Annotated in this window: 19 protein-coding genes; 11 read left to right on the top strand and 8 right to left on the bottom strand. The window is 68.5% G+C overall.

Annotation, left to right across the window (positions count from 1 at the left end):
• Positions 1 to 42: 42 nt before the first annotated feature.
• On the bottom strand, positions 43 to 888 hold the full coding sequence (locus B0F77_RS14845; protein ID WP_143466730.1) for a helix-turn-helix domain-containing protein: 846 nt from the start codon (positions 886 to 888) through the stop codon (positions 43 to 45).
• A gap of 224 nt (positions 889 to 1,112) precedes the next feature.
• Here B0F77_RS14845 and B0F77_RS14840 point away from each other — a divergent pair, with 224 nt between their 5' ends.
• The 3 genes from B0F77_RS14840 (at position 1,113) to B0F77_RS14830 (ending at position 3,279) form a co-directional block, all read left to right on the top strand.
• Positions 1,113 to 1,508 carry an MmcQ/YjbR family DNA-binding protein gene (locus B0F77_RS14840; protein WP_086663473.1) on the top strand — a complete coding sequence of 132 codons (396 nt, stop codon included), beginning with the start codon at positions 1,113 to 1,115 and terminating at the stop codon, positions 1,506 to 1,508.
• Positions 1,505 to 1,873 (top strand): MmcQ/YjbR family DNA-binding protein, encoded by a 369-nt coding sequence (locus B0F77_RS14835; protein WP_086663472.1) that lies wholly within the window; start codon positions 1,505 to 1,507, stop codon positions 1,871 to 1,873. The genes B0F77_RS14840 and B0F77_RS14835 overlap by 4 nt, the downstream gene beginning before the upstream one ends.
• Positions 1,874 to 1,974: 101 nt before the next feature.
• Positions 1,975 to 3,279 (top strand): replication-associated recombination protein A, encoded by a 1,305-nt coding sequence (locus tag B0F77_RS14830; protein ID WP_086663471.1) that lies wholly within the window; start codon positions 1,975 to 1,977, stop codon positions 3,277 to 3,279.
• A 67-nt stretch (positions 3,280 to 3,346) separates the two neighbouring features.
• Here the strand turns inward: B0F77_RS14830 and B0F77_RS14825 are convergent, their stop codons facing one another.
• A complete protein-coding gene (locus tag B0F77_RS14825) occupies positions 3,347 to 4,282 on the bottom strand; it encodes a CPBP family intramembrane glutamic endopeptidase (protein ID WP_086663470.1) in 936 nt (311 codons plus the stop codon).
• A 161-nt stretch (positions 4,283 to 4,443) separates the two neighbouring features.
• Between B0F77_RS14825 and B0F77_RS14820 the strand changes: the two genes are divergently transcribed.
• The 3 genes from B0F77_RS14820 (at position 4,444) to B0F77_RS14810 (ending at position 6,268) form a co-directional block, all read left to right on the top strand.
• Entirely contained in the window at positions 4,444 to 5,253 is an 810-nt protein-coding gene (locus B0F77_RS14820; protein WP_158102692.1) for a phosphotransferase family protein, read from the top strand.
• A 121-nt stretch (positions 5,254 to 5,374) separates the two neighbouring features.
• On the top strand, positions 5,375 to 5,554 hold the full coding sequence (locus B0F77_RS14815; protein WP_143466729.1) for a hypothetical protein: 180 nt from the start codon (positions 5,375 to 5,377) through the stop codon (positions 5,552 to 5,554).
• 147 nt (positions 5,555 to 5,701) lie between these two features.
• Positions 5,702 to 6,268: an ATP-binding protein gene (locus tag B0F77_RS14810; RefSeq protein ID WP_211293798.1), complete on the top strand. Its 567-nt coding sequence runs from the start codon at positions 5,702 to 5,704 to the stop codon at positions 6,266 to 6,268.
• Positions 6,269 to 6,385: 117 nt separating this feature from the next.
• Here the strand turns inward: B0F77_RS14810 and B0F77_RS14805 are convergent, their stop codons facing one another.
• The 3 genes from B0F77_RS14805 to B0F77_RS14795 all read right to left on the bottom strand — a co-directional run bounded on the left by B0F77_RS14805 (position 6,386) and on the right by B0F77_RS14795 (position 8,929).
• On the bottom strand, positions 6,386 to 7,069 hold the full coding sequence (locus B0F77_RS14805) for a M15 family metallopeptidase (protein WP_086663466.1): 684 nt from the start codon (positions 7,067 to 7,069) through the stop codon (positions 6,386 to 6,388).
• 67 nt (positions 7,070 to 7,136) lie between these two features.
• Positions 7,137 to 7,793, bottom strand: coding sequence for a response regulator (locus B0F77_RS14800; protein WP_086663465.1), 657 nt, complete (start codon positions 7,791 to 7,793; stop codon positions 7,137 to 7,139).
• Entirely contained in the window at positions 7,790 to 8,929 is a 1,140-nt protein-coding gene (locus B0F77_RS14795; protein ID WP_086663464.1) for a sensor histidine kinase, read from the bottom strand. The genes B0F77_RS14800 and B0F77_RS14795 overlap by 4 nt, the downstream gene beginning before the upstream one ends.
• Positions 8,930 to 9,091: 162 nt before the next feature.
• Here B0F77_RS14795 and B0F77_RS14790 point away from each other — a divergent pair, with 162 nt between their 5' ends.
• Complete coding sequence (locus B0F77_RS14790) at positions 9,092 to 9,565, top strand: DUF6326 family protein (RefSeq protein WP_086663534.1); 474 nt, start codon at positions 9,092 to 9,094, stop codon at positions 9,563 to 9,565.
• Positions 9,566 to 9,847: 282 nt separating this feature from the next.
• Here the strand turns inward: B0F77_RS14790 and B0F77_RS14785 are convergent, their stop codons facing one another.
• Entirely contained in the window at positions 9,848 to 10,972 is a 1,125-nt protein-coding gene (locus tag B0F77_RS14785; protein ID WP_086663463.1) for an HAAS signaling domain-containing protein, read from the bottom strand.
• Positions 10,969 to 11,307 (bottom strand): PadR family transcriptional regulator, encoded by a 339-nt coding sequence (locus B0F77_RS14780; RefSeq protein WP_211293797.1) that lies wholly within the window; start codon positions 11,305 to 11,307, stop codon positions 10,969 to 10,971. The genes B0F77_RS14785 and B0F77_RS14780 overlap by 4 nt, the downstream gene beginning before the upstream one ends.
• A 129-nt stretch (positions 11,308 to 11,436) precedes the next feature.
• Here B0F77_RS14780 and B0F77_RS14775 point away from each other — a divergent pair, with 129 nt between their 5' ends.
• Positions 11,437 to 12,387 carry a GNAT family N-acetyltransferase gene (locus tag B0F77_RS14775; protein ID WP_211293796.1) on the top strand — a complete coding sequence of 317 codons (951 nt, stop codon included), beginning with the start codon at positions 11,437 to 11,439 and terminating at the stop codon, positions 12,385 to 12,387.
• Positions 12,388 to 12,406: 19 nt separating this feature from the next.
• Here the strand turns inward: B0F77_RS14775 and B0F77_RS14770 are convergent, their stop codons facing one another.
• Positions 12,407 to 12,769 carry an ArsR/SmtB family transcription factor gene (locus B0F77_RS14770; RefSeq protein ID WP_086663460.1) on the bottom strand — a complete coding sequence of 121 codons (363 nt, stop codon included), beginning with the start codon at positions 12,767 to 12,769 and terminating at the stop codon, positions 12,407 to 12,409.
• Positions 12,770 to 12,809: 40 nt separating this feature from the next.
• Here B0F77_RS14770 and B0F77_RS14765 point away from each other — a divergent pair, with 40 nt between their 5' ends.
• The 3 genes from B0F77_RS14765 to B0F77_RS14755 all read left to right on the top strand — a co-directional run bounded on the left by B0F77_RS14765 (position 12,810) and on the right by B0F77_RS14755 (position 16,429).
• A complete protein-coding gene (locus B0F77_RS14765; protein WP_086663459.1) occupies positions 12,810 to 14,699 on the top strand; it encodes a heavy metal translocating P-type ATPase in 1,890 nt (629 codons plus the stop codon).
• 93 nt (positions 14,700 to 14,792) lie between these two features.
• Positions 14,793 to 15,536, top strand: coding sequence for an SDR family oxidoreductase (locus B0F77_RS14760; RefSeq protein ID WP_086663533.1), 744 nt, complete (start codon positions 14,793 to 14,795; stop codon positions 15,534 to 15,536).
• 29 nt (positions 15,537 to 15,565) lie between these two features.
• Entirely contained in the window at positions 15,566 to 16,429 is an 864-nt protein-coding gene (locus B0F77_RS14755; RefSeq protein ID WP_086663532.1) for an SDR family NAD(P)-dependent oxidoreductase, read from the top strand.
• Positions 16,430 to 16,512 lie beyond the last annotated feature (83 nt).

Below are 16,512 nucleotides of genomic sequence, written 5' to 3'. Positions count from 1 at the left end.
CGAGGCCATCGGCCGAGACCCGGCCGGAAACCACCGGGATCGTCAACCCGGGGGAGGAGGGGGGACGGTTGTGGCCCCGTCTGCGGCGAAGGCGGCCGGGGTGAGGCCGGTGCGGTCGCGGAAGAAGCGGCCGAAGTTCGCGGGATCGGTGAAGCCGAGGTGGACGGCCACAACCCTGGCGTCCCACCGGGCATCTCCCAGCAGGCGCCGGGCTTCCAGGAGGCGCCGCTCGTCGATGAGTTCACGTACTCCCTTGCCGGTGGCGTCCTGGGCGGCGCGGCTGAGGGTGCGGACCGAGCAGCCGAGCAACTCGGCGTAGTCCGCGGCTTGGTGCAGTTCCCGAAAGTGCAGTTCCAAGGCGTTCAGGAAGCGCCCGTACCTGTCGGCGCGGCCGGTGCCGGCCGTGGCCGTGCCGATGTGGGCGATGCCTGGGGAGTTGGCCAGGCGCAGCAGCAGCGATTCGAGCAGGCTGCGCCGCAGGGCGTGGTGGATGTCGAGGGGCCGGCGCCCCAGTGCCCGGTGTTCGTCCAGGAGCTGGAGTGCCGTCTGCTGGAGCCAGACGGTGTCGTCGGGGTGCGGGCTGAGCACGGCAGGGGCCTCGTGCGCGGTGAGCGAGGCCAGGAGACGGGCGGTGCCGGGCGTCAGCACGTCCGGTTCGAACAGGATGAACGGGCCGCGTGCCGTGCCGGGCGGATGGAAGCACAGCGCGTGCCCGGGACGCACCCACAGCCACTGGCCGGGCGCGACGGTCCGCGTGACGTGGTCGACGTCGTGCCGCAACTCACCCTCGGTGACCAAGATCAGGTAGTGGAAGGTGACGCGGACCGGACGAGGTGGATTCCACGGCCAGCCGTCGTGCTGGGCGAAGAAGTCCTCGATGGTGCTCACCTCGAGGCCGTACGGAGTGCCGACCCGGGGCTGGAAACCGTACAACGGAACCGCGACTGGTTCACTCGGCCTGGAACGTCGCTTATCGACCATCACGTGTCCGCAGTCTACTGCTCTGTTTGCCGACTTCGAGGGAAGGATGGGACGTGCCGCCGCGACCGCGCGTCGCACCTCCGCGTCCTTCGCTGCCACAGCCCGTCACCACCTGAGGAGGTCCACCACCCATGAACGGATCGACCCTGCAGAAGACCGCCGCCGACTGCGCGGAGGAACTTCCCGGAGCTCAGCTGGAGCATCCCTTCGGCCCTGACTGGGAGGTTTTCAAGGTCCGCGGCAAGGTGTTCATGTTGATGACCGAGGTTCCGGGGCGCCCCGTCGTGATCCTCAAGGCGGACCCCGGCGACGCCCTCGCCCTGCGGGAGCACAACAGCCACATCACCCCCGGCTACCACATGAACAAGAAGCACTGGATCACGCTGGAGGAAGGGGAAAGCGTCGACGACGAACTGGTCGAGGAACTCGTCACCGACTCCTACTTGCTCGTGGTCTCCCACCTGTCCAAGGCCGAGCAGCCCGTCGACCCGCACACCTACGCCAGCGACACGCGGGCGGCCAAGTGAGCGCGGCCGGCGACCGGCTCCAGGACACCGCGCGCGCCACGGCCCTCGCGCTGCCCGGAACGGACCACGGTTACCCGTTCACCGAGCACCTGGACGTGTACAAGGTGGCGGGCAAGGTGTTCTTGATCGTCACCGAGGACCCGGATGACCAGATCATCACGGTCAAGTGCGAACCCGACTACGCCCGCGCGCGAGAACGTGGCTACGCCTCGATCACACCGGGACGCTATCTCGACAAGCGGCATTGGATCTCGTTGGGGCCGGGCACCGGCATTACCAGGCGACTGGTCACTGACGCGGTCGTGGATTCCTACGACCTGGTCGTCGAGCGGCTGCCGCGACGCGACCGCCCCGCTGCTCGATGAGCGCCGCCAGCGTCCCCGCGAGCGGCTGAGCCCTCGCTTGTCAGTGTCCCGTGCGACGCTCACTACGCCCGCACACGTCCCGCCTCCGACCCGAGAGTCCGATGGAACCGACTTTGCCGCTCTTCGACGAGGAGCCCGCCCGGCCACTCGCCGACCGCTTGCGCCCCACGCGGCTGGACGATGTCGTCGGGCAGGACCACCTCCTGGCCCCGGACGCCCCGCTGGGCCGCATGGTCGCCCAGCAACGCCTCGGCTCCGCGATCCTGTGGGGGCCACCCGGCGTCGGGAAAACGACCATCGCCCGGCTCCTCGCGGACGGCAGCAACCTGACCTTCGAATCGGTGTCGGCCACCTTCTCCGGCGTGGCCGAGCTGCGGAAGGTCTTCGCCACCGCACGAAACCGGCGGGACATCGGCCAGGGCACCCTGCTGTTCGTCGACGAGATCCACCGCTTCAACCGCGCCCAGCAGGACAGCTTCCTTCCCTACGTCGAGGACGGCACGATCGTCCTGATCGGCGCCACCACGGAGAACCCGAGCTTCGAACTCAACGGCGCCCTCCTCTCCCGCACCCAGGTCCTCGTCCTCAAACGCCTCGACGAAGCCGCGCTGTCCACGCTGCTCAACCGCGTCGAACAGCTCACCGGCCACCGGCTGCCCCTGGACGACGACGCCCGCCGCGCCCTGATCGCCATGGCCGACGGCGACGGCCGCTACCTCCTCAACATGGCCGAACAGCTCCAGGCCATCCCGGACATCGAGACACCCCTCGACACCACCGCGCTCGCCCACCACATCCAGCAGCGCGCCCCGCTGTACGACAAGGCGCAGGAGAGCCACTACAACCTGATCTCCGCACTGCACAAGTCGATGCGCGGCTCCGACCCGGACGCGGCGCTGTACTGGCTCGCCCGCATGCTCGACGGTGGCGAGGACCCGCTCTACGTGGCCCGCCGACTGGTCCGCTTCGCCAGCGAGGACATCGGCATGGCCGACCCGCACGCGGTTCAGCAGACGCTCGCCGCCTGGGACGTGTACGAGCGACTCGGCTCCCCCGAGGGCGAGCTGGCGATCGCCCAGGCAGTCGTCTACCTCGCCACCGCCCCGAAATCCATCGCCGTCTACCGCGGCTTCAACGCGGCACATGGCGCCGCCCGACGCACCGGCTCGCTCATGCCGCCCGCCCACATCCTCAACGCCCCGACCCGGCTGATGAAAGACCTCGGCTACGGCAAGGACTACCAGTACGACCCCGACACCGCCGACGGCTTCTCCGGTGCCGACTACTTCCCCGGCGGCATGGACCGCGAGACGTACTACCAGCCCACCCAGAACGGCTACGAGGCCCAGATCACCGAACGCCTGCGCCACTGGGCTGCCTCACGTGCCCGCCGACAACGCGGATGAACACCGCAAGGGTCGTCGAGTCGCCATCCCGGACATCCATGAAGTGCACCTCTTCGGACGGAAATGCTCAAGCTGCTGAAGCGCGAATCGCTGCGGCCGGCTGAATCTTCGTGTCGACGCCACCGGTGTAGCCGAGCCGTCCCTTGGTGACGACGATGACGACGAGGCTCAGCACGCCGAGGCCGAGCGCAGGCCCCCAGAGCAGTTCTTCGCTGGCATCGGGAAAGAACTCGGAGAAGGCGACGGACTGGAAGTTGTTGATAGAGCAGTGCAGCAGCATCACCAGGGGCAGACTCTGGCGTCCCTTGTTGTAGACCAGGGTGATCAGGAAGCTCATCTCCATGGCCATGATGGCGAAGCGGACGAGCGTTTCAGGAGTGACATCGGGACCTGCCCACGGGGTGAGGAACAGCGGCAGGTGCCAGATGATCCACAGGATGCCGAGGACGAACGTGGCGATCATCGGCTGGTGACGCTGCTGGAGGCGGTTGAGGGCGAAGTCGCGCCAGCCGGGTTCCTCGGCGAGGCCGGTCGTGAAGAACTGGAGCACCAGCATCGGCACGTACACGGCCAGCACCATCAGCGAGGGCACCCGGAAGCCTTCGGCGTCGGTCGCCGCCAGCGTGCCGAGCAGGACCGCCACGGGGACGGCGAACAGAGCGAACGCGTACCACATGACGCCGGCGCGGAACTGGAAGAGCCGCTTGCGCCACCGCCGGAGACCTTCGCGGCCCTCGGTGACGGCGGTGACGGTGAACGCGGCGGTCAGCGGGCCGAGGTACGCGCCGGGCAGGATCGCGGTGAGCTGGTTGCCCATCAACAGGTCCGGGTACCGGAAGTGCAGGACGCCGAACCCGTCCAACGACAGGATGTAGGGCATCCAGGCCAGCCAGCTGATGCCGTTGGCCAGGGTGAAGAACGTGATCAGCGGGAAGCGCTGGACCAGCGCCTGCCAGCGGTTGGAAGCGACGCGGCCGGAGCCCGCGACAGGGATCGAAGTCATGGTCGGAAGACTAGGAATCGATCTTGCGGGAGTCAGTGCAGCAAAGGGGCGTTCTCATGGTGGAGTCTGCTCTACCGCCATGGATGTCGCTGTGCACGGCCAGCCCACCAACAGCGAAATTCGTTCGAGCCAACCCGATCGCTCACGCCAGAATCGGTCGTGTGCTTGTAGCCCCGGAAACCGTTGTAGCCAGCCATGGTCTGCCGACCGGGCCGGTCACGATCCATGTCGATCGTCCCAGTCGGCTGGTCGCCAGGGTCGGCGACTTCGCGGTGAAGGCGGACGAGCGGCCGGACGCGTTCGCACGGGAACGAGCGGCGATCGCCCGCCTCGGCGCGGCCGGCCTGCCGGTGCCGGAGGTCCACGCCAGTCGTGATGACGCCCCGTCCCATCTGGTACGGCGGTGGATCGAGGGCGAGCCGCTGTCGGCGGCCAGCCCGTTGTCGGCACAACGCGAGGCGGGCCGGCTGCTGCGCCGGGTGCACGCCGAGCCCGAGAGCAGACCGGACACGATCGGCGAGTGGATGACGAACTGGACCGCCTGGATCCTGGCCTGGCTCAAGGACTTCACGGGTGTACCGGCGCAGCGGTGCGACGAGATCCGGGCCTGGTGCCGACGCCTCCAGCCACTGATGACCGGACACGGCACTCTGACGCTGCTGGACGGCCGCCCCGACCACTTCGTGGTGCGTGATGGCCGGATCGCCGGTCTGATCGACCTGGAGGACGTCAGCCCCGGCGACCCCGCGATGGATCTGGCGGTGCTCGTGGTCACCGACGAGGACCTGTTGCCCGCGGCGCTGGACGGATACGCGCCGAACAGGGCGGAAGCGGCCGCTTTCGACGAGCTGATTCCGTTCTACGTCTTGCTGCGACGGCTCGCGGCAGCCAAATGGGAACACGAGCACGGCGACCCCGCCCGCACCTCCGGCCTGGTGGAACAAGTCGCCAGGACACGGATTCCTCTTTGACAGGTCGGCGCCGCTCGCGTCGCCGTCGCGTCCCGATCGGCAACGGGACGACTCGACGACATCCGCTCGTGCCGCGAGTCGGGCGTAGTGATGCCTGTCCTTGAGACCGATGGTCCTGTCGATGATCCTCACCGACGCCGCCGGCGAACATCTCATCCCGGCCAACCCGATCCGGCGCTATCACCGCCGAGGACGACGCGCCTCGACCGCGATGACCGCGTCCGGATGCGGCCGCAGATCGTGCCAGCTGACCCAGCAGTCCGACTGCTCGGTGGCGATCTCGGCTGGCGGCACGAGGTGATGTCGGTCCAGGCGAATGCGCAGAAGTGGTGTTGGCTTCGGCAGTTGGCGGATGTGCGCTCATATCTGTGGACCAGCCTGGAATGCTTGGCTGATGGGCCAGACAGGGACTCCGGGACCACAGACGACACATGACTGGGCGAGCCAGGTGGACGTCGACCACCTGGCTCGCATCCGCGAAGCCCCAGCGCTGTTCGCCCCAGGCGGGGTGGGACATCTGATCCTCGAGCTTGTCGCTTACGCCGAGGAGGAGGCCGAGGCCAACAACGGCGGACGTTGTTCGATCACGCTGCACGCCGACGGGTCGGTAACGGTGTCGGACGGCGGGAGGGGGACCGCCACGGTGGTCGACCGGCAGGGACGGGTCGCCAAGAAGCCCGTCATGGTGTCGAAGGATCTTCGGTTCTTCGACGCGCCCGACGCGCCGTGCCTGCCGGACGGCCACCCGCGCCGAGGCATGTCGGTGGTGGCCGCGCTGAGCGAGTGGTTGGTGCACACCAACAAACGTGACAACGGTTCCTGGACCCAGCGCTATGAGCACGCGCTGCCGGTGACCGATCTCGTCCCGATCGTCGCGGACGGATCTACCGGAACGGTTGTCCACTTCCGTCCGGTCGGGGTTGTTCGAGTGATGGGCGCCGTGAAGGTCGACGAGTTGCTGCACTGGACGGTGTCGTCGCCACATTTGTCCGTCGAGGTCAACGACCTGCGCTGAGGCGACCTGCGCTGAAGCCACCGCTCGATGGTGCCGAGGCGTCGCTCCAGGCCGGCCTGGTGGATGCGTTCGAGGTAACGCTCAACGACGCCGGTCGGCCAGCCTCTCGGGTCGGTGTCAGGGCTTCTCGAAGTGCTGGTAGTCGATCGGCGTTTCCCAGAAGCCACCCCAGGTCCAGCCGCGTGTGGTGAATGCCTGCTCGGTGGCGTCGCCCGCGTGGATCATGCCGGGCACGTTCTGGGTGCGATCGACGTAGGGCGCGCCGTTGGGCGGGTACACCGTGCCGCTGCGGGAGATGTAGGGGTTCTGCACGGGGTTGATGTCGATGGCGCGCCCGTAGGAGTGGTTGGACCAGGCGGTGCCACCGGTGATCGCCCGGCAGTTGAACGCCGAGGTGTTGTTCGCCGCCATCGACGCGTCGTCGTCGGAGTTGTACTTCTCCACGGTCTCCATCCGCTCGATGGGGAACCGGCCGAAGTACAGGTCGGCGAAGACGCGGGCGACCTCGACGGCGAGATCGACGTTGACCACCAGCTCGCCGCGGCGCACCGCGCCGTCGAAGCCGACGAAGTTCAGGCTGATCAGCCGTAGCTGATCGGGTCCGACGGGGCAGCCTTCGCGCCAGCTGGAAGCGAGCCGCTTCGCGGTGACCGGCTTGATGACGGCGACGTAGGGCGGGAGGCCGCTGCCGGCCGGCGCGGCGAGTTCCACGGTCTGGGCAGCGGTGGCGGACGCCGGCGCGGTACCGACCACGGACACGGTGAACATGATGAGCGCGAAGACTCGGGCTATCAACTTCAAAGAACTTCCTCTCGATCTCTGCTGCGACAGAGTGGGATTCGTTGTCGGACTCGTGCGATCTGTACCACTAATTGGCTCTCACGCGTCTGGTGTCGTACGCCCACATCGCGATCTCGACGCGGTTGCGTGCGCCGAGCTTGGTCATCAACGACGCGACGTGGTACTTGATCGTGCTCAGGCCGACGAAGAGCTCGGTGGCGATCTCGGCGTTGGTCCGGCCCCTTGCCACCAGCGCGAGCACCTCCTCCTCGCGCGCGGTGAGCGGGTCGACGGGCTGGACCGGTATCACCGGCGCCTGGTCGGCGAAGGTCGCCAGCAGCCGGCGGGTGACGGTGGGGGCGATCAGGGCGTCCCCGTTGGCCGCCGCGTGGATGGCCTGCACGAGGAGCGCCGGACCGGCGTCTTTGAGCAGGAAGCCGCGGGCGCCGGCGCGCAGGGCGCCGAGGACGTACTCATCGAGGTCGAAGGTGGTGATCACGACGACCGCCATCGGGTCCGTCACGTCTGACCCGGCCAGGCGTCGCGTCACCTCGACGCCGTCGAGTCCGGGCATCCGGATGTCGACGAGGAGGACATCGGGACGCAGCCTGGTCGCCAGATCGAGCGCTGCGAGCCCGTCTGCTGCCTCCCCCACGACCTCGATGTCGGGTTGCGCGCCGAGAATCATCACCAGCCCGGTCCGGACCAGGTCCTGGTCGTCGGCCACGACAACACGGATGCTCATGCCACCGCCTCCACCGGCAGCACGGCCTCGACCACCCAGCCACCCTCGGGCCCCGGTCCCGCGCAGAGCGATCCGCCGAGGAGCTGGGCGCGTTCGGCCATGCCCAGCAGCCCGAACCCGAGCTCCGGGGCCGGTCCCGGCTCGGTCCGTCCATCGTCGCTGACACGCAGCCTGACGACGTCGCCCTCCCGGCGTACGTCGATCCCGACACGGGTCGCGCTCCGGGCGTGCCGTACGGCGTTGGTCAGCGACTCCTGCGCGAGCCGGTACAGCGTGGCGTCCACGGGTCGGGCCAGCCGGGTCAACGAACCGTGCAGCGAGACCTCGACGGTGGGCGTCGCGTCGGCGCGCGCCAGAGCAGGCAGGTCCGTCACACCCAGCTGCGGTGAGTAGACGACGGCTTCCTCCTCCCGCAGCAACCGCACCATGGATCTCATCTCCGCCAGGGTTCGTGACGCTTCGGACTCGATCGCGGCCAGGAACTCGGCAGCCTTCTCGGGCTGGATGCCGACGACCACGCCACCGGCCTGCGCCTGCACCGCGATGGCCGACACGTGGTGGGCCACCGTGTCGTGCAGCTCTCGCGCCAGCGCCACCCGCTCCTGATTGCGGATCTCCCGCTGTTGGCGATGCCAGAGGTCCGCGCGGTAGCGGAACACCGCCGCGAGGGCGACGAACAACAGCAAGAGGACGCTTCCGCCGAAAACGTCGGCCCAGCCCGCGGAGGAGGCGTACATCCCCAGCGCGACAACGACTGTCACGAACGCCGTCCCCACGGCCATCTCCCGTCCCGAGCCCCACCGCACCAGGGAGTACAGCAGGATCAGGACGGCCATCATGGAGTAGAGGCCGAGGTCTCCGGCGTGCGCAGTCAGCTGGAGGACCGAGAGCAGCCCGGCGACGCTCCACCCGACCAGGGCGGCCATCAGGGGGCGGGCCCGCCGCCAGAGCAGGGCAGGCGTCAGCGCCAGGGCGAACACCGTCACCAGGGGTTGCCAGGCCAAGCCCGGCCGAGCGATGCCCTCGACCAAGGTGGCGGCCGCGACCACGCCCACCAGCAACCAGTCGAGCCGACCGATGGATGGGGAGTCAGCAGGCCGCGGCTCACGCCAGATGGAGCGCCAGACGGTGACCACGGCTCCAGCCTAGGGATCGGCGTGCCTCGGCGTACCAGCCGAAAGAACAGGAGAAAGACCATGCCATCGGCCAGGAGAACCCCGGCCTCCGGGCCGGGGCGCCCGCCGCCGGGCTCAACGATCGTGAACCCACCGATCTTCACCACGACAACGGAGCCCATGATGAGAACACGTCGCCCCGCCACCGCCACACTGGAGGACGAGCGGATCCCGGTGAGAGCCAAGCTCGCCGCTACGTGGACAAGCTTCATGTTCCTGTACGCCTACGTGGACATTCTCAACTTCTTCACGCCCGGCGTCGTCGAAGACATCCTTGCCGGCAAGGTCTTCGAGTTCGACCTCTCCCAGACCTTTTCGACCGCGGCGCTGACCCTCGTGGCCATCCCGATCCTCATGGTCGTGCTGTCGATGACGCTGCCCGCCAAGGCGAACCGCATCACCAACCTCACCGTGGCCGCGCTCTACGTCCCCGTCACGGCGTTCAACGCGGTCGGCGCGTCCTGGCTGTACTTCTACGGCCTTGGCATCGCATTGGAACTGATCCTTCTCGCCCTCATCCTGCGGTACGCCTGGACCTGGCCCCGCACCGCACCGTTGGCGACCAGCACGGCCCATGGAACCGGCCAGCCGGTGTAGAGCGAGCGCGCGGACGAATCTTCTTGATCGGAACTGCGAGCACCATCACGGCAAGCCAACTCAAGATGTCACCAACCCGTGCAGCAGACCCTATCTACTACCGGGAGGACAGGCAGGGCCACACGTGCTGGCCCGCAGACGCGCGGTGCCAGTCAGCGATACCACCGTCCACTCGGGACAGAAAACAAGATCGCCCGCCGAACCTGTTCACACAGTTCAGCGGGCGATTCGTGTGCTGTATCAAATTGTGGAGCCGAGGGGGTCCTGGGAGCGGCTGCCCGGTCACCGCACGTGGCGGCCGGCCCTCCAGGCCGCTGCCAGCGGCAGCGCGACCACGAACAGCAAGCCCAGCCCCAGGCGGGCGCTCTGATCGGCGGGGACCCACGCCGGGGCGGGGGCGAGCACGGAGTCAGGCACAGCCTGAGCGCGCGTCATGTCGTCTGCGGCGTTCCGCGGCGGCTCGGCTCCCGCGTCCCACACCACCCCAGCGAGCCGGGTCTCGTGCTGGGCGAGCAGCACCACACCGACCGGCGCGGCCAGTATCGCGGCCGCGACGAGAACCTTGGTGAACAGGACCAGTCCCGGCCGCAGGAGCAGCAGTCCGCCGGCGGTCAGCAGCGCCGCGACGCACACCAGGGCGGTGACCAGCAGCGGGCCGTCGAGCAGGGTCCCGACCGAGGTGCCCAGGCGGGCGCCGGACAGCAGCAGCGCGGTGGCCAGGCCCACGGCAGGCGCGAGCAGCAGGGCGAGCGTGCCGAGGAACAGGCGGGTGTCCCCCGGCGTTTCCGGGCGACGCAGGCGCAGTCCGGCGAGCACGGGCAGGCCGAGGCCCAGCAGCAGCATCGCCAACTGGCCGAGCACCACCACCCAGGAGTCGCTTGCCCAGACGTACTGGAGTGCGCGGCCAGGCCCGGCGGGTTCGTTCGTCCACAGGTGCCCGGCTTGGAACACCTTGTCCAGGATGCCGCCCAGCCCGGCCAGCGGCGGGGCGAGCGCGCCCAGCACGCCCAGCGTCCGGGTGCCCGCAGCGGCCTCCGCACGCAGCACCAAGACCAGCACGACCAGGGACGCCAGCACGATCAGGGCCATGCTGGGCAGACCGGGCGGCAGCGCCGGGGTCAGGTAGAGCAAACCGGTCAGCGGCAACAACAGCAGGCCCAGCGCGGCACGGGCGCGGGCCGGGGACACCAGCGGGAGACCCTCTGCCGCCACGGTGTCGGCCGGGTCACCCAGCCGGGCCACCGCCGCGGCGAGTTCCTCCTCGGACATGCCTTCGGCGATCAGTGCGTCCAGGTGTTCGACGAGCTCCTGCCGCAGTTCTCCCCGGCGGGGCTGCGGCAGGGCGGAAGCGGCGCGGTCGAAGCGCGCCAGCCAGTCCGCCGCAGCGGAATGCTTCACGGCGTTCATTTCTCTCCCTCAAGAACCTCGTCCACCGCGGTGCGGAAGCTGCGCCAGTGGCGGTGGAACACTTCCAGTGCGGTTCGGCCCTGCGCGGTCAGCTCGTAGTAGCGGCGCGGCGGGCCCTGGTCCGATGGCTGCCAGCTGGTCTCCAGCAACCCGTCTTTGCGCAGCCGCGACAGCAGCGGATAGATCGTGCCCTCGCTGGTGCCCAGACCTTCGACCGCGGCGAGCGCGCGGACCAGGTCGAAGCCGTAACGGGGACCACGTTCCAGCAAGGCCAGCACGCAGTGCTCGATCACCCCGCGTCGAAGCTGGGCGAGCAACTGGGCATCTGTCGTCACGGACACAAGGTACCTTGCGGCGCAAGGTAGCAGTCAGTCCCGGGTATCACCCAGCGTCGGTGGCGGACCTTCCGCAAAGTTCGAGAGCATCCGACCATGTCGGATGGTGCGCCAGGACAAATCCTTCCGGTGGGCTTCGGGTTCCGGCCGTATCGCGGCGGCGAAGACCACGGCCCCATGGCGGCAGTGCGGCTGGGGTGTGCCGAACGGGACCGGATCGACGCCCATTCGGTCGTGGAAGGGCTCCCGGCAGCGGCCGAGATCGCCGAAGCCTCCGCCAGGCTGGAGGAGCCGTCCAAGAACCAGATCCTGGTGGTGCACGACGGGAGCGTGGTCGGCTACTCGACGATCCGGTGGTGGCAGGAGCGGGACGACACGTGGCTGTACCTGCACCGTGGCCACCTCTTGCCCGAACATCGCGATCAGGGCATCGGCTCAGCCATGCTGAGCTGGGCCGAAGCACGGATCCGCCAGCTCGCCGAACAGCATGGAACGGCCCGCACGGCAGTGATCGGCGCGAACGCCATGGCCTCCGAACAGGACGCCACGGCGCTACTGCTCGCAGCCGGCTACCGACGCCTCTTCAGCCTGGTCGAGCTGAAGCTGGGCGATCTCCAGCAGTTGCCCGAGCCGGGCAGCGACCTGCCGGCCGGGATGCGGACGGGACCGATCGGGACAAGCCACTACCGTGCCGCCTGGAGGACGGTCGTCGATTCGTACACGGATACCAGTCCCACTCGAAAATGGACTTTCCAGGACTTCGTCGACACCGCTGACCCGGCATGCTGGAGAGCGGCGTGGAACGAGCAGGACATGGTCGGCGTCGCCCTCTGCTCCATCCGCCGTCACCACCACACCGTGGGCGAGGTCGAAGAGTTGAGCGTCCGGACGGACCACCGACGCCTGGGAATCGGCCGGGCCCTGCTGCTGGATGGGCTGCGAAGCCTTCGCGAGCAGGGTGCGACGACTGCACGGCTGTTCACGGGCACGGCAAATCCGCACCGGTCCTACGATCTTTACGAGAGTGTGGGGTTCCGGCGGCAGAACGAGTACGTCCGCTACCGCAAGCCGCTTGCTTGATCAACCGGTCATTTTGGGCTCAGGCGGTACCGATGTCGTCGTCGGTGGCGCCGAGCCCGAGGTGCTCGATGTGATAGACGGCCTCGTCGAGCAGCATCGCGACGTGGTTGTCGTACAGGCTGTAGACCACACTGCGGCCTTGGCGCGTACCTGTCACCAGTCCGAGTGCGCGCAGCAATCGCAACTGGTGTGAGACCGCGGACTGCTCCATCTCGACGGCTTCCGCGAGTTCGCCGACGGGGCAGGCGCCGTGGCGCAGGCGAGTCAGGATGCGCAGGCGACTCGGCGTCGCGAGCGCCTGAAGGGTGGCCGCCACCGTCGCCGCCGACTCCGCGTCCAGCTGCGCAGGCGGTGTGGCTCTGCCCTCGACTCCGTGACCCATGACAGCATCCTACTCAGTGAACACATGAAGAGGTCTTCAGATGTTCCTGTATGGTGCGGCCGTGACTTCGACGCTCTCCGTGGATGCGCCACACCGCACACCTTCTCTCCGGCACCGCTCCGTCTTCACGATCACCGAAGTTCGCTGGGCGGTCGCAGCCACCGCCCTGTTCCTGCTCGGACTCGCGGCCAAGTTCACCGGCGGCCCGCCGTGGAGCTGGTGGACGTTGCTGCTGGCCTGCTATCTCGCCGGCGGCTGGGAACCCGCGCTCGCCGGGCTCAAGGCGCTCCGGGAGCGGACGCTCGACGTCGACCTGCTGATGATCGTCGCCGCGATCGGCGCGGCCGCGATCGGTCAGGTCGTCGACGGCGGCCTGCTGATCGTCATCTTCGCGACGTCGGGTGCGCTGGAGGCGGTGCTCACCCAGCGGACGGCCGACTCGGTGCGCGGGCTGCTCGACCTCGCGCCGCAACGCGCCACCCTGTTGTTGCGGGACAGCCGCGAACGGGAGGTGGACGCGGCGACGCTGCGGGTCGGTGACGAGATCCTCGTGCGGCCGGGCGAACGGATCGGCGGAGACGGCGTGGTCGTCGACGGGCGCAGCGAGGCCGACCAGGCGTCGATCACCGGCGAGTCGCTGCCCGTGCCGAAGGAACCCGGCTCGGAGGTGTTCGCGGGATCGCTCAACGGCACCGGCGCACTCCGCGTCCGGATCACCCGCGCTGCTCACGACACGGTGATCGCCCGAATCGTGGTGATGGTCGAGCAGGCATCCGCCACCAAGGCGAAGACGCAACTGTTCATCGAGAAGGTCGAGCAGCGCTACTCGGTGGGTGTGGTGGCCGTGACGCTCGCGTTGTTCACGGTGCCGCTGGCGTTCGGCGCGGCGCTGGAACCAACGCTGCTGCGCGCGATGACCTTCATGATCGTCGCTTCGCCGTGTGCGCTCGTGCTGGCCACCATGCCGCCGTTGCTCGCCGCCATCGCCAACGCGGGAAAGCGCGGCGTACTGGTGAAATCCGCCGTGGCCATGGAACAGCTGGGCACCGCGGACGCGGTGGCGTTCGACAAGACCGGCACGCTCACCGAAGGCACGCCGCAGGTCATCGGCATCATCACCGACGGCGACCCGGACCACGTGCTCGCACTGGCCGCCGCGGCCGAACAGTTCAGCGAACACCCGATCGGTCGCGCGATCGTCGAAGCCGCGCGGCAACGAAACCTGGTCCTGCGACGCACCACCGACTTCCGCGCCATCCCCGGTACCGGAGTGACAGCACGCGTTGCTCACGAGGTCGTGTCGGTGCACCGAGCCGACTCCGCGCCGAACGACAACACAGCGGTTGTGGTCACTGCGGACCAGCGTCAGATCGGTGTCATCGAACTGGCTGACCGGCTGCGCCCGTCCAGCGAGCCCGCGGTCCGCGGTCTCACCGTCCTCACTGGACGGAGCCCGGTGCTGCTGACCGGAGACAACCACTTCGCCGCACACCGCGTCGCGGACGCGGTCGGCATCATCAACGTGCGCGCGGAACTGCTGCCGCAGGACAAAGTACGAGCCGTCGAGGAGATGGACGGCAGGGTGCTGTTCGTCGGAGACGGCGTGAACGACGCTCCCGCACTTGCCGCGGCCCACAGCGGAATCGCCATGGGCCGCAAGGGGTCCGCCCTCACCGTGGACACCGCCGACGCCGTGGTGGTGGGCGACGACCTGACCGTGGTCCTGGCGCTGGTGGCGCTGGCCCGCCGGGCGAGGAAGGTCGTGATCGCCAACCTGACGATCGCCGGCACGTTCATCGTGGTGCTGTCCGCGTGGGACCTCTTCGGCACGTTGCCGCTCCCGCTCGGCGTCGCCGGGCACGAGGGATCGACTGTGCTGGTCGCGCTCAACGGCATGCGGCTGCTGAGCAAGCGGACGTGGAGGTCCTGAGCGGACGCGGGCCTCACCGAACTCGCTCGACCAGCTGACTGTGATGCCGTTCACATGACGTCACAGCCGAGTGGGTCGAGGCGTCTGGTGGGCATGACGAACATGGAACAGAGCACGGTGTTGATCACCGGAGGCAACAAGGGGCTCGGCCTCGAGACGGCCCGCAGGCTCGGCGAGCAGGGCTGGACGGTCTTCCTCGGCTCGCGCGACGAAGAGCGAGGACAGGCAGCCGCCGACAAGCTGGCCGCCGGTGGCGTGAACGTGGTCGTGGTCCCGCTGGACGTGACCTCCGACGAGTCGGTGACCGACGCCGTACGACTGGTCCGAAAGCACACCGACCGGCTGGACGTGCTGATCAACAACGCCGGCGCGGCAGGAAGGATCGTCCCGCCCGCGGACGCGACGGCCGACGAGATTCATTCCGTCTACAACACCAACGTGTACGGACCGGTCAGGGTCACGCACGCGTTCCTCCCCCTGCTGCGCAAGGCAGACCACCCGCGAGTGGTGATGGTGTCCAGCGCCGCGGGTTCCTTCGCGGTGGTGACCGCCCCGGACCAGGCCGTCTCGACGATGCACGAACTCGCCTACACCTCGTCGAAGGCGGCGCTGAACATGATCACCGTCCGGTACGCGCAAGCACTCCCGGACATCAAGTTCAACGCCCTCACTCCAGGCGAAGTCGTGAACCACAAGTTCACCGCCACCGACATGAACAACCACACCGGCCAGCTGACGGTCACCGAGGGCACCGACCCGATCATCGAGCTCGCGACGCTCGACGCCGACGGACCGACCGGAACCTTCATCGACCGCCTCGGCCCTGTCGCCTGGTGACCACCAACCCCCTGGAAAGGAACAACATCATGAGCAAGGTCTGGTTCGTCACCGGTTCGTCCCGCGGTCTCGGCCGCGAGTTCGTCGAGGCCGCGCTGTCCCGTGGCGACAAGGTGGCCGCGACCGCCAGGAACACCGCGGGCCTGGACGATCTGGTCGCCACCTACGGCGACGCGGTACTGCCGTTGGCGATGGACGTCACCGACAAGGCCGCCGTCACCGAGAGCGTGGAGCGGGCCAGGCAGCACTTCGGTCGTCTGGACGTCGTCGTGAACAACGCCGGTTACGCACAGGTCGGTGCGATCGAGGAGTTGACCGAGCAGGAGCTGCGTGACCAGCTGGAGACCAACCTGTTCGGTGCGGTCTGGGTCATCCAGGCAGTGCTGCCCCACCTACGTGAGCAGGGCGCGGGGCACATCATCCAGCTGTCCTCGGCGGCCGGGCTCATCGCGATGCCGCTCGGCGGCGCGTACCACGCCTCCAAGTGGGCCCTGGAAGGCCTGAACGAAGCCCTCGCCGGCGAGGTCGCCGGCTTCGGCATCAAGGTGACCGTGATCGAGCCCGGCGGCTTCGCCACCAGGAAGGGCAAGAACCCGAACCCGCTCGACAACGGCCACATGGCCAAGACCAGCCCGGCCTACGACGGTCTCCGCCACCAGCTCGGCGCGATGGCGGGCAAGCAGCCCGCCGGCGACCCCGCAGCCGCGGCCCAGGCACTTCTCAAGATCGTCGACCTCGACAACCCACCCCTGCGAATCCTCTTCGGCCAGGGCTTCTACCCCATGGTCCAGCAGGCCTACGCCGACCGCCTCAAGCTCTGGGACGACTGGCAGGACCTCTCGGCGCAGGCACAGGGCGAGGCCACCGCGGCAACCCGTGACATGTCTCGGTGAACAAGCTGTCAAGCACCGTTGCGTGAGGTGGTCGCGCTCTCACGATGCTGCACCTGCAAGTTGGTTGTAGTTACGAGCCGATG

Origin of the sequence: Lentzea kentuckyensis (genome assembly GCF_002150765.1) — a bacterium.
GTDB lineage: Bacteria > Actinomycetota > Actinomycetes > Mycobacteriales > Pseudonocardiaceae > Lentzea > Lentzea kentuckyensis.
Note: the sequence above shows the minus strand (reverse complement) of the source record. Positions and strands in the feature narration are given on the sequence as shown.

What these genes read in the sequence shown, in the direction of transcription:
- B0F77_RS14840 (WP_086663473.1), top strand. Translation starts at nt 1,113, where the DNA reads ATGAACGGATCGACCCTGCAGAAGACCGCCGCCGACTGCGCGGAGGAA.
- B0F77_RS14830 (WP_086663471.1), top strand. Translation starts at nt 1,975, where the DNA reads ATGGAACCGACTTTGCCGCTCTTCGACGAGGAGCCCGCCCGGCCACTC.
- B0F77_RS14825 (WP_086663470.1), bottom strand. Translation starts at nt 4,282, where the DNA reads ATGACTTCGATCCCTGTCGCGGGCTCCGGCCGCGTCGCTTCCAACCGC.
- B0F77_RS14815 (WP_143466729.1), top strand. Translation starts at nt 5,375, where the DNA reads ATGATCCTCACCGACGCCGCCGGCGAACATCTCATCCCGGCCAACCCG.
- B0F77_RS14800 (WP_086663465.1), bottom strand. Translation starts at nt 7,793, where the DNA reads ATGAGCATCCGTGTTGTCGTGGCCGACGACCAGGACCTGGTCCGGACC.
- B0F77_RS14790 (WP_086663534.1), top strand. Translation starts at nt 9,092, where the DNA reads ATGAGAACACGTCGCCCCGCCACCGCCACACTGGAGGACGAGCGGATC.
- B0F77_RS14785 (WP_086663463.1), bottom strand. Translation starts at nt 10,972, where the DNA reads ATGAACGCCGTGAAGCATTCCGCTGCGGCGGACTGGCTGGCGCGCTTC.
- B0F77_RS14770 (WP_086663460.1), bottom strand. Translation starts at nt 12,769, where the DNA reads ATGGGTCACGGAGTCGAGGGCAGAGCCACACCGCCTGCGCAGCTGGAC.
- B0F77_RS14765 (WP_086663459.1), top strand. Translation starts at nt 12,810, where the DNA reads ATGTTCCTGTATGGTGCGGCCGTGACTTCGACGCTCTCCGTGGATGCG.
- B0F77_RS14760 (WP_086663533.1), top strand. Translation starts at nt 14,793, where the DNA reads ATGACGAACATGGAACAGAGCACGGTGTTGATCACCGGAGGCAACAAG.
- B0F77_RS14755 (WP_086663532.1), top strand. Translation starts at nt 15,566, where the DNA reads ATGAGCAAGGTCTGGTTCGTCACCGGTTCGTCCCGCGGTCTCGGCCGC.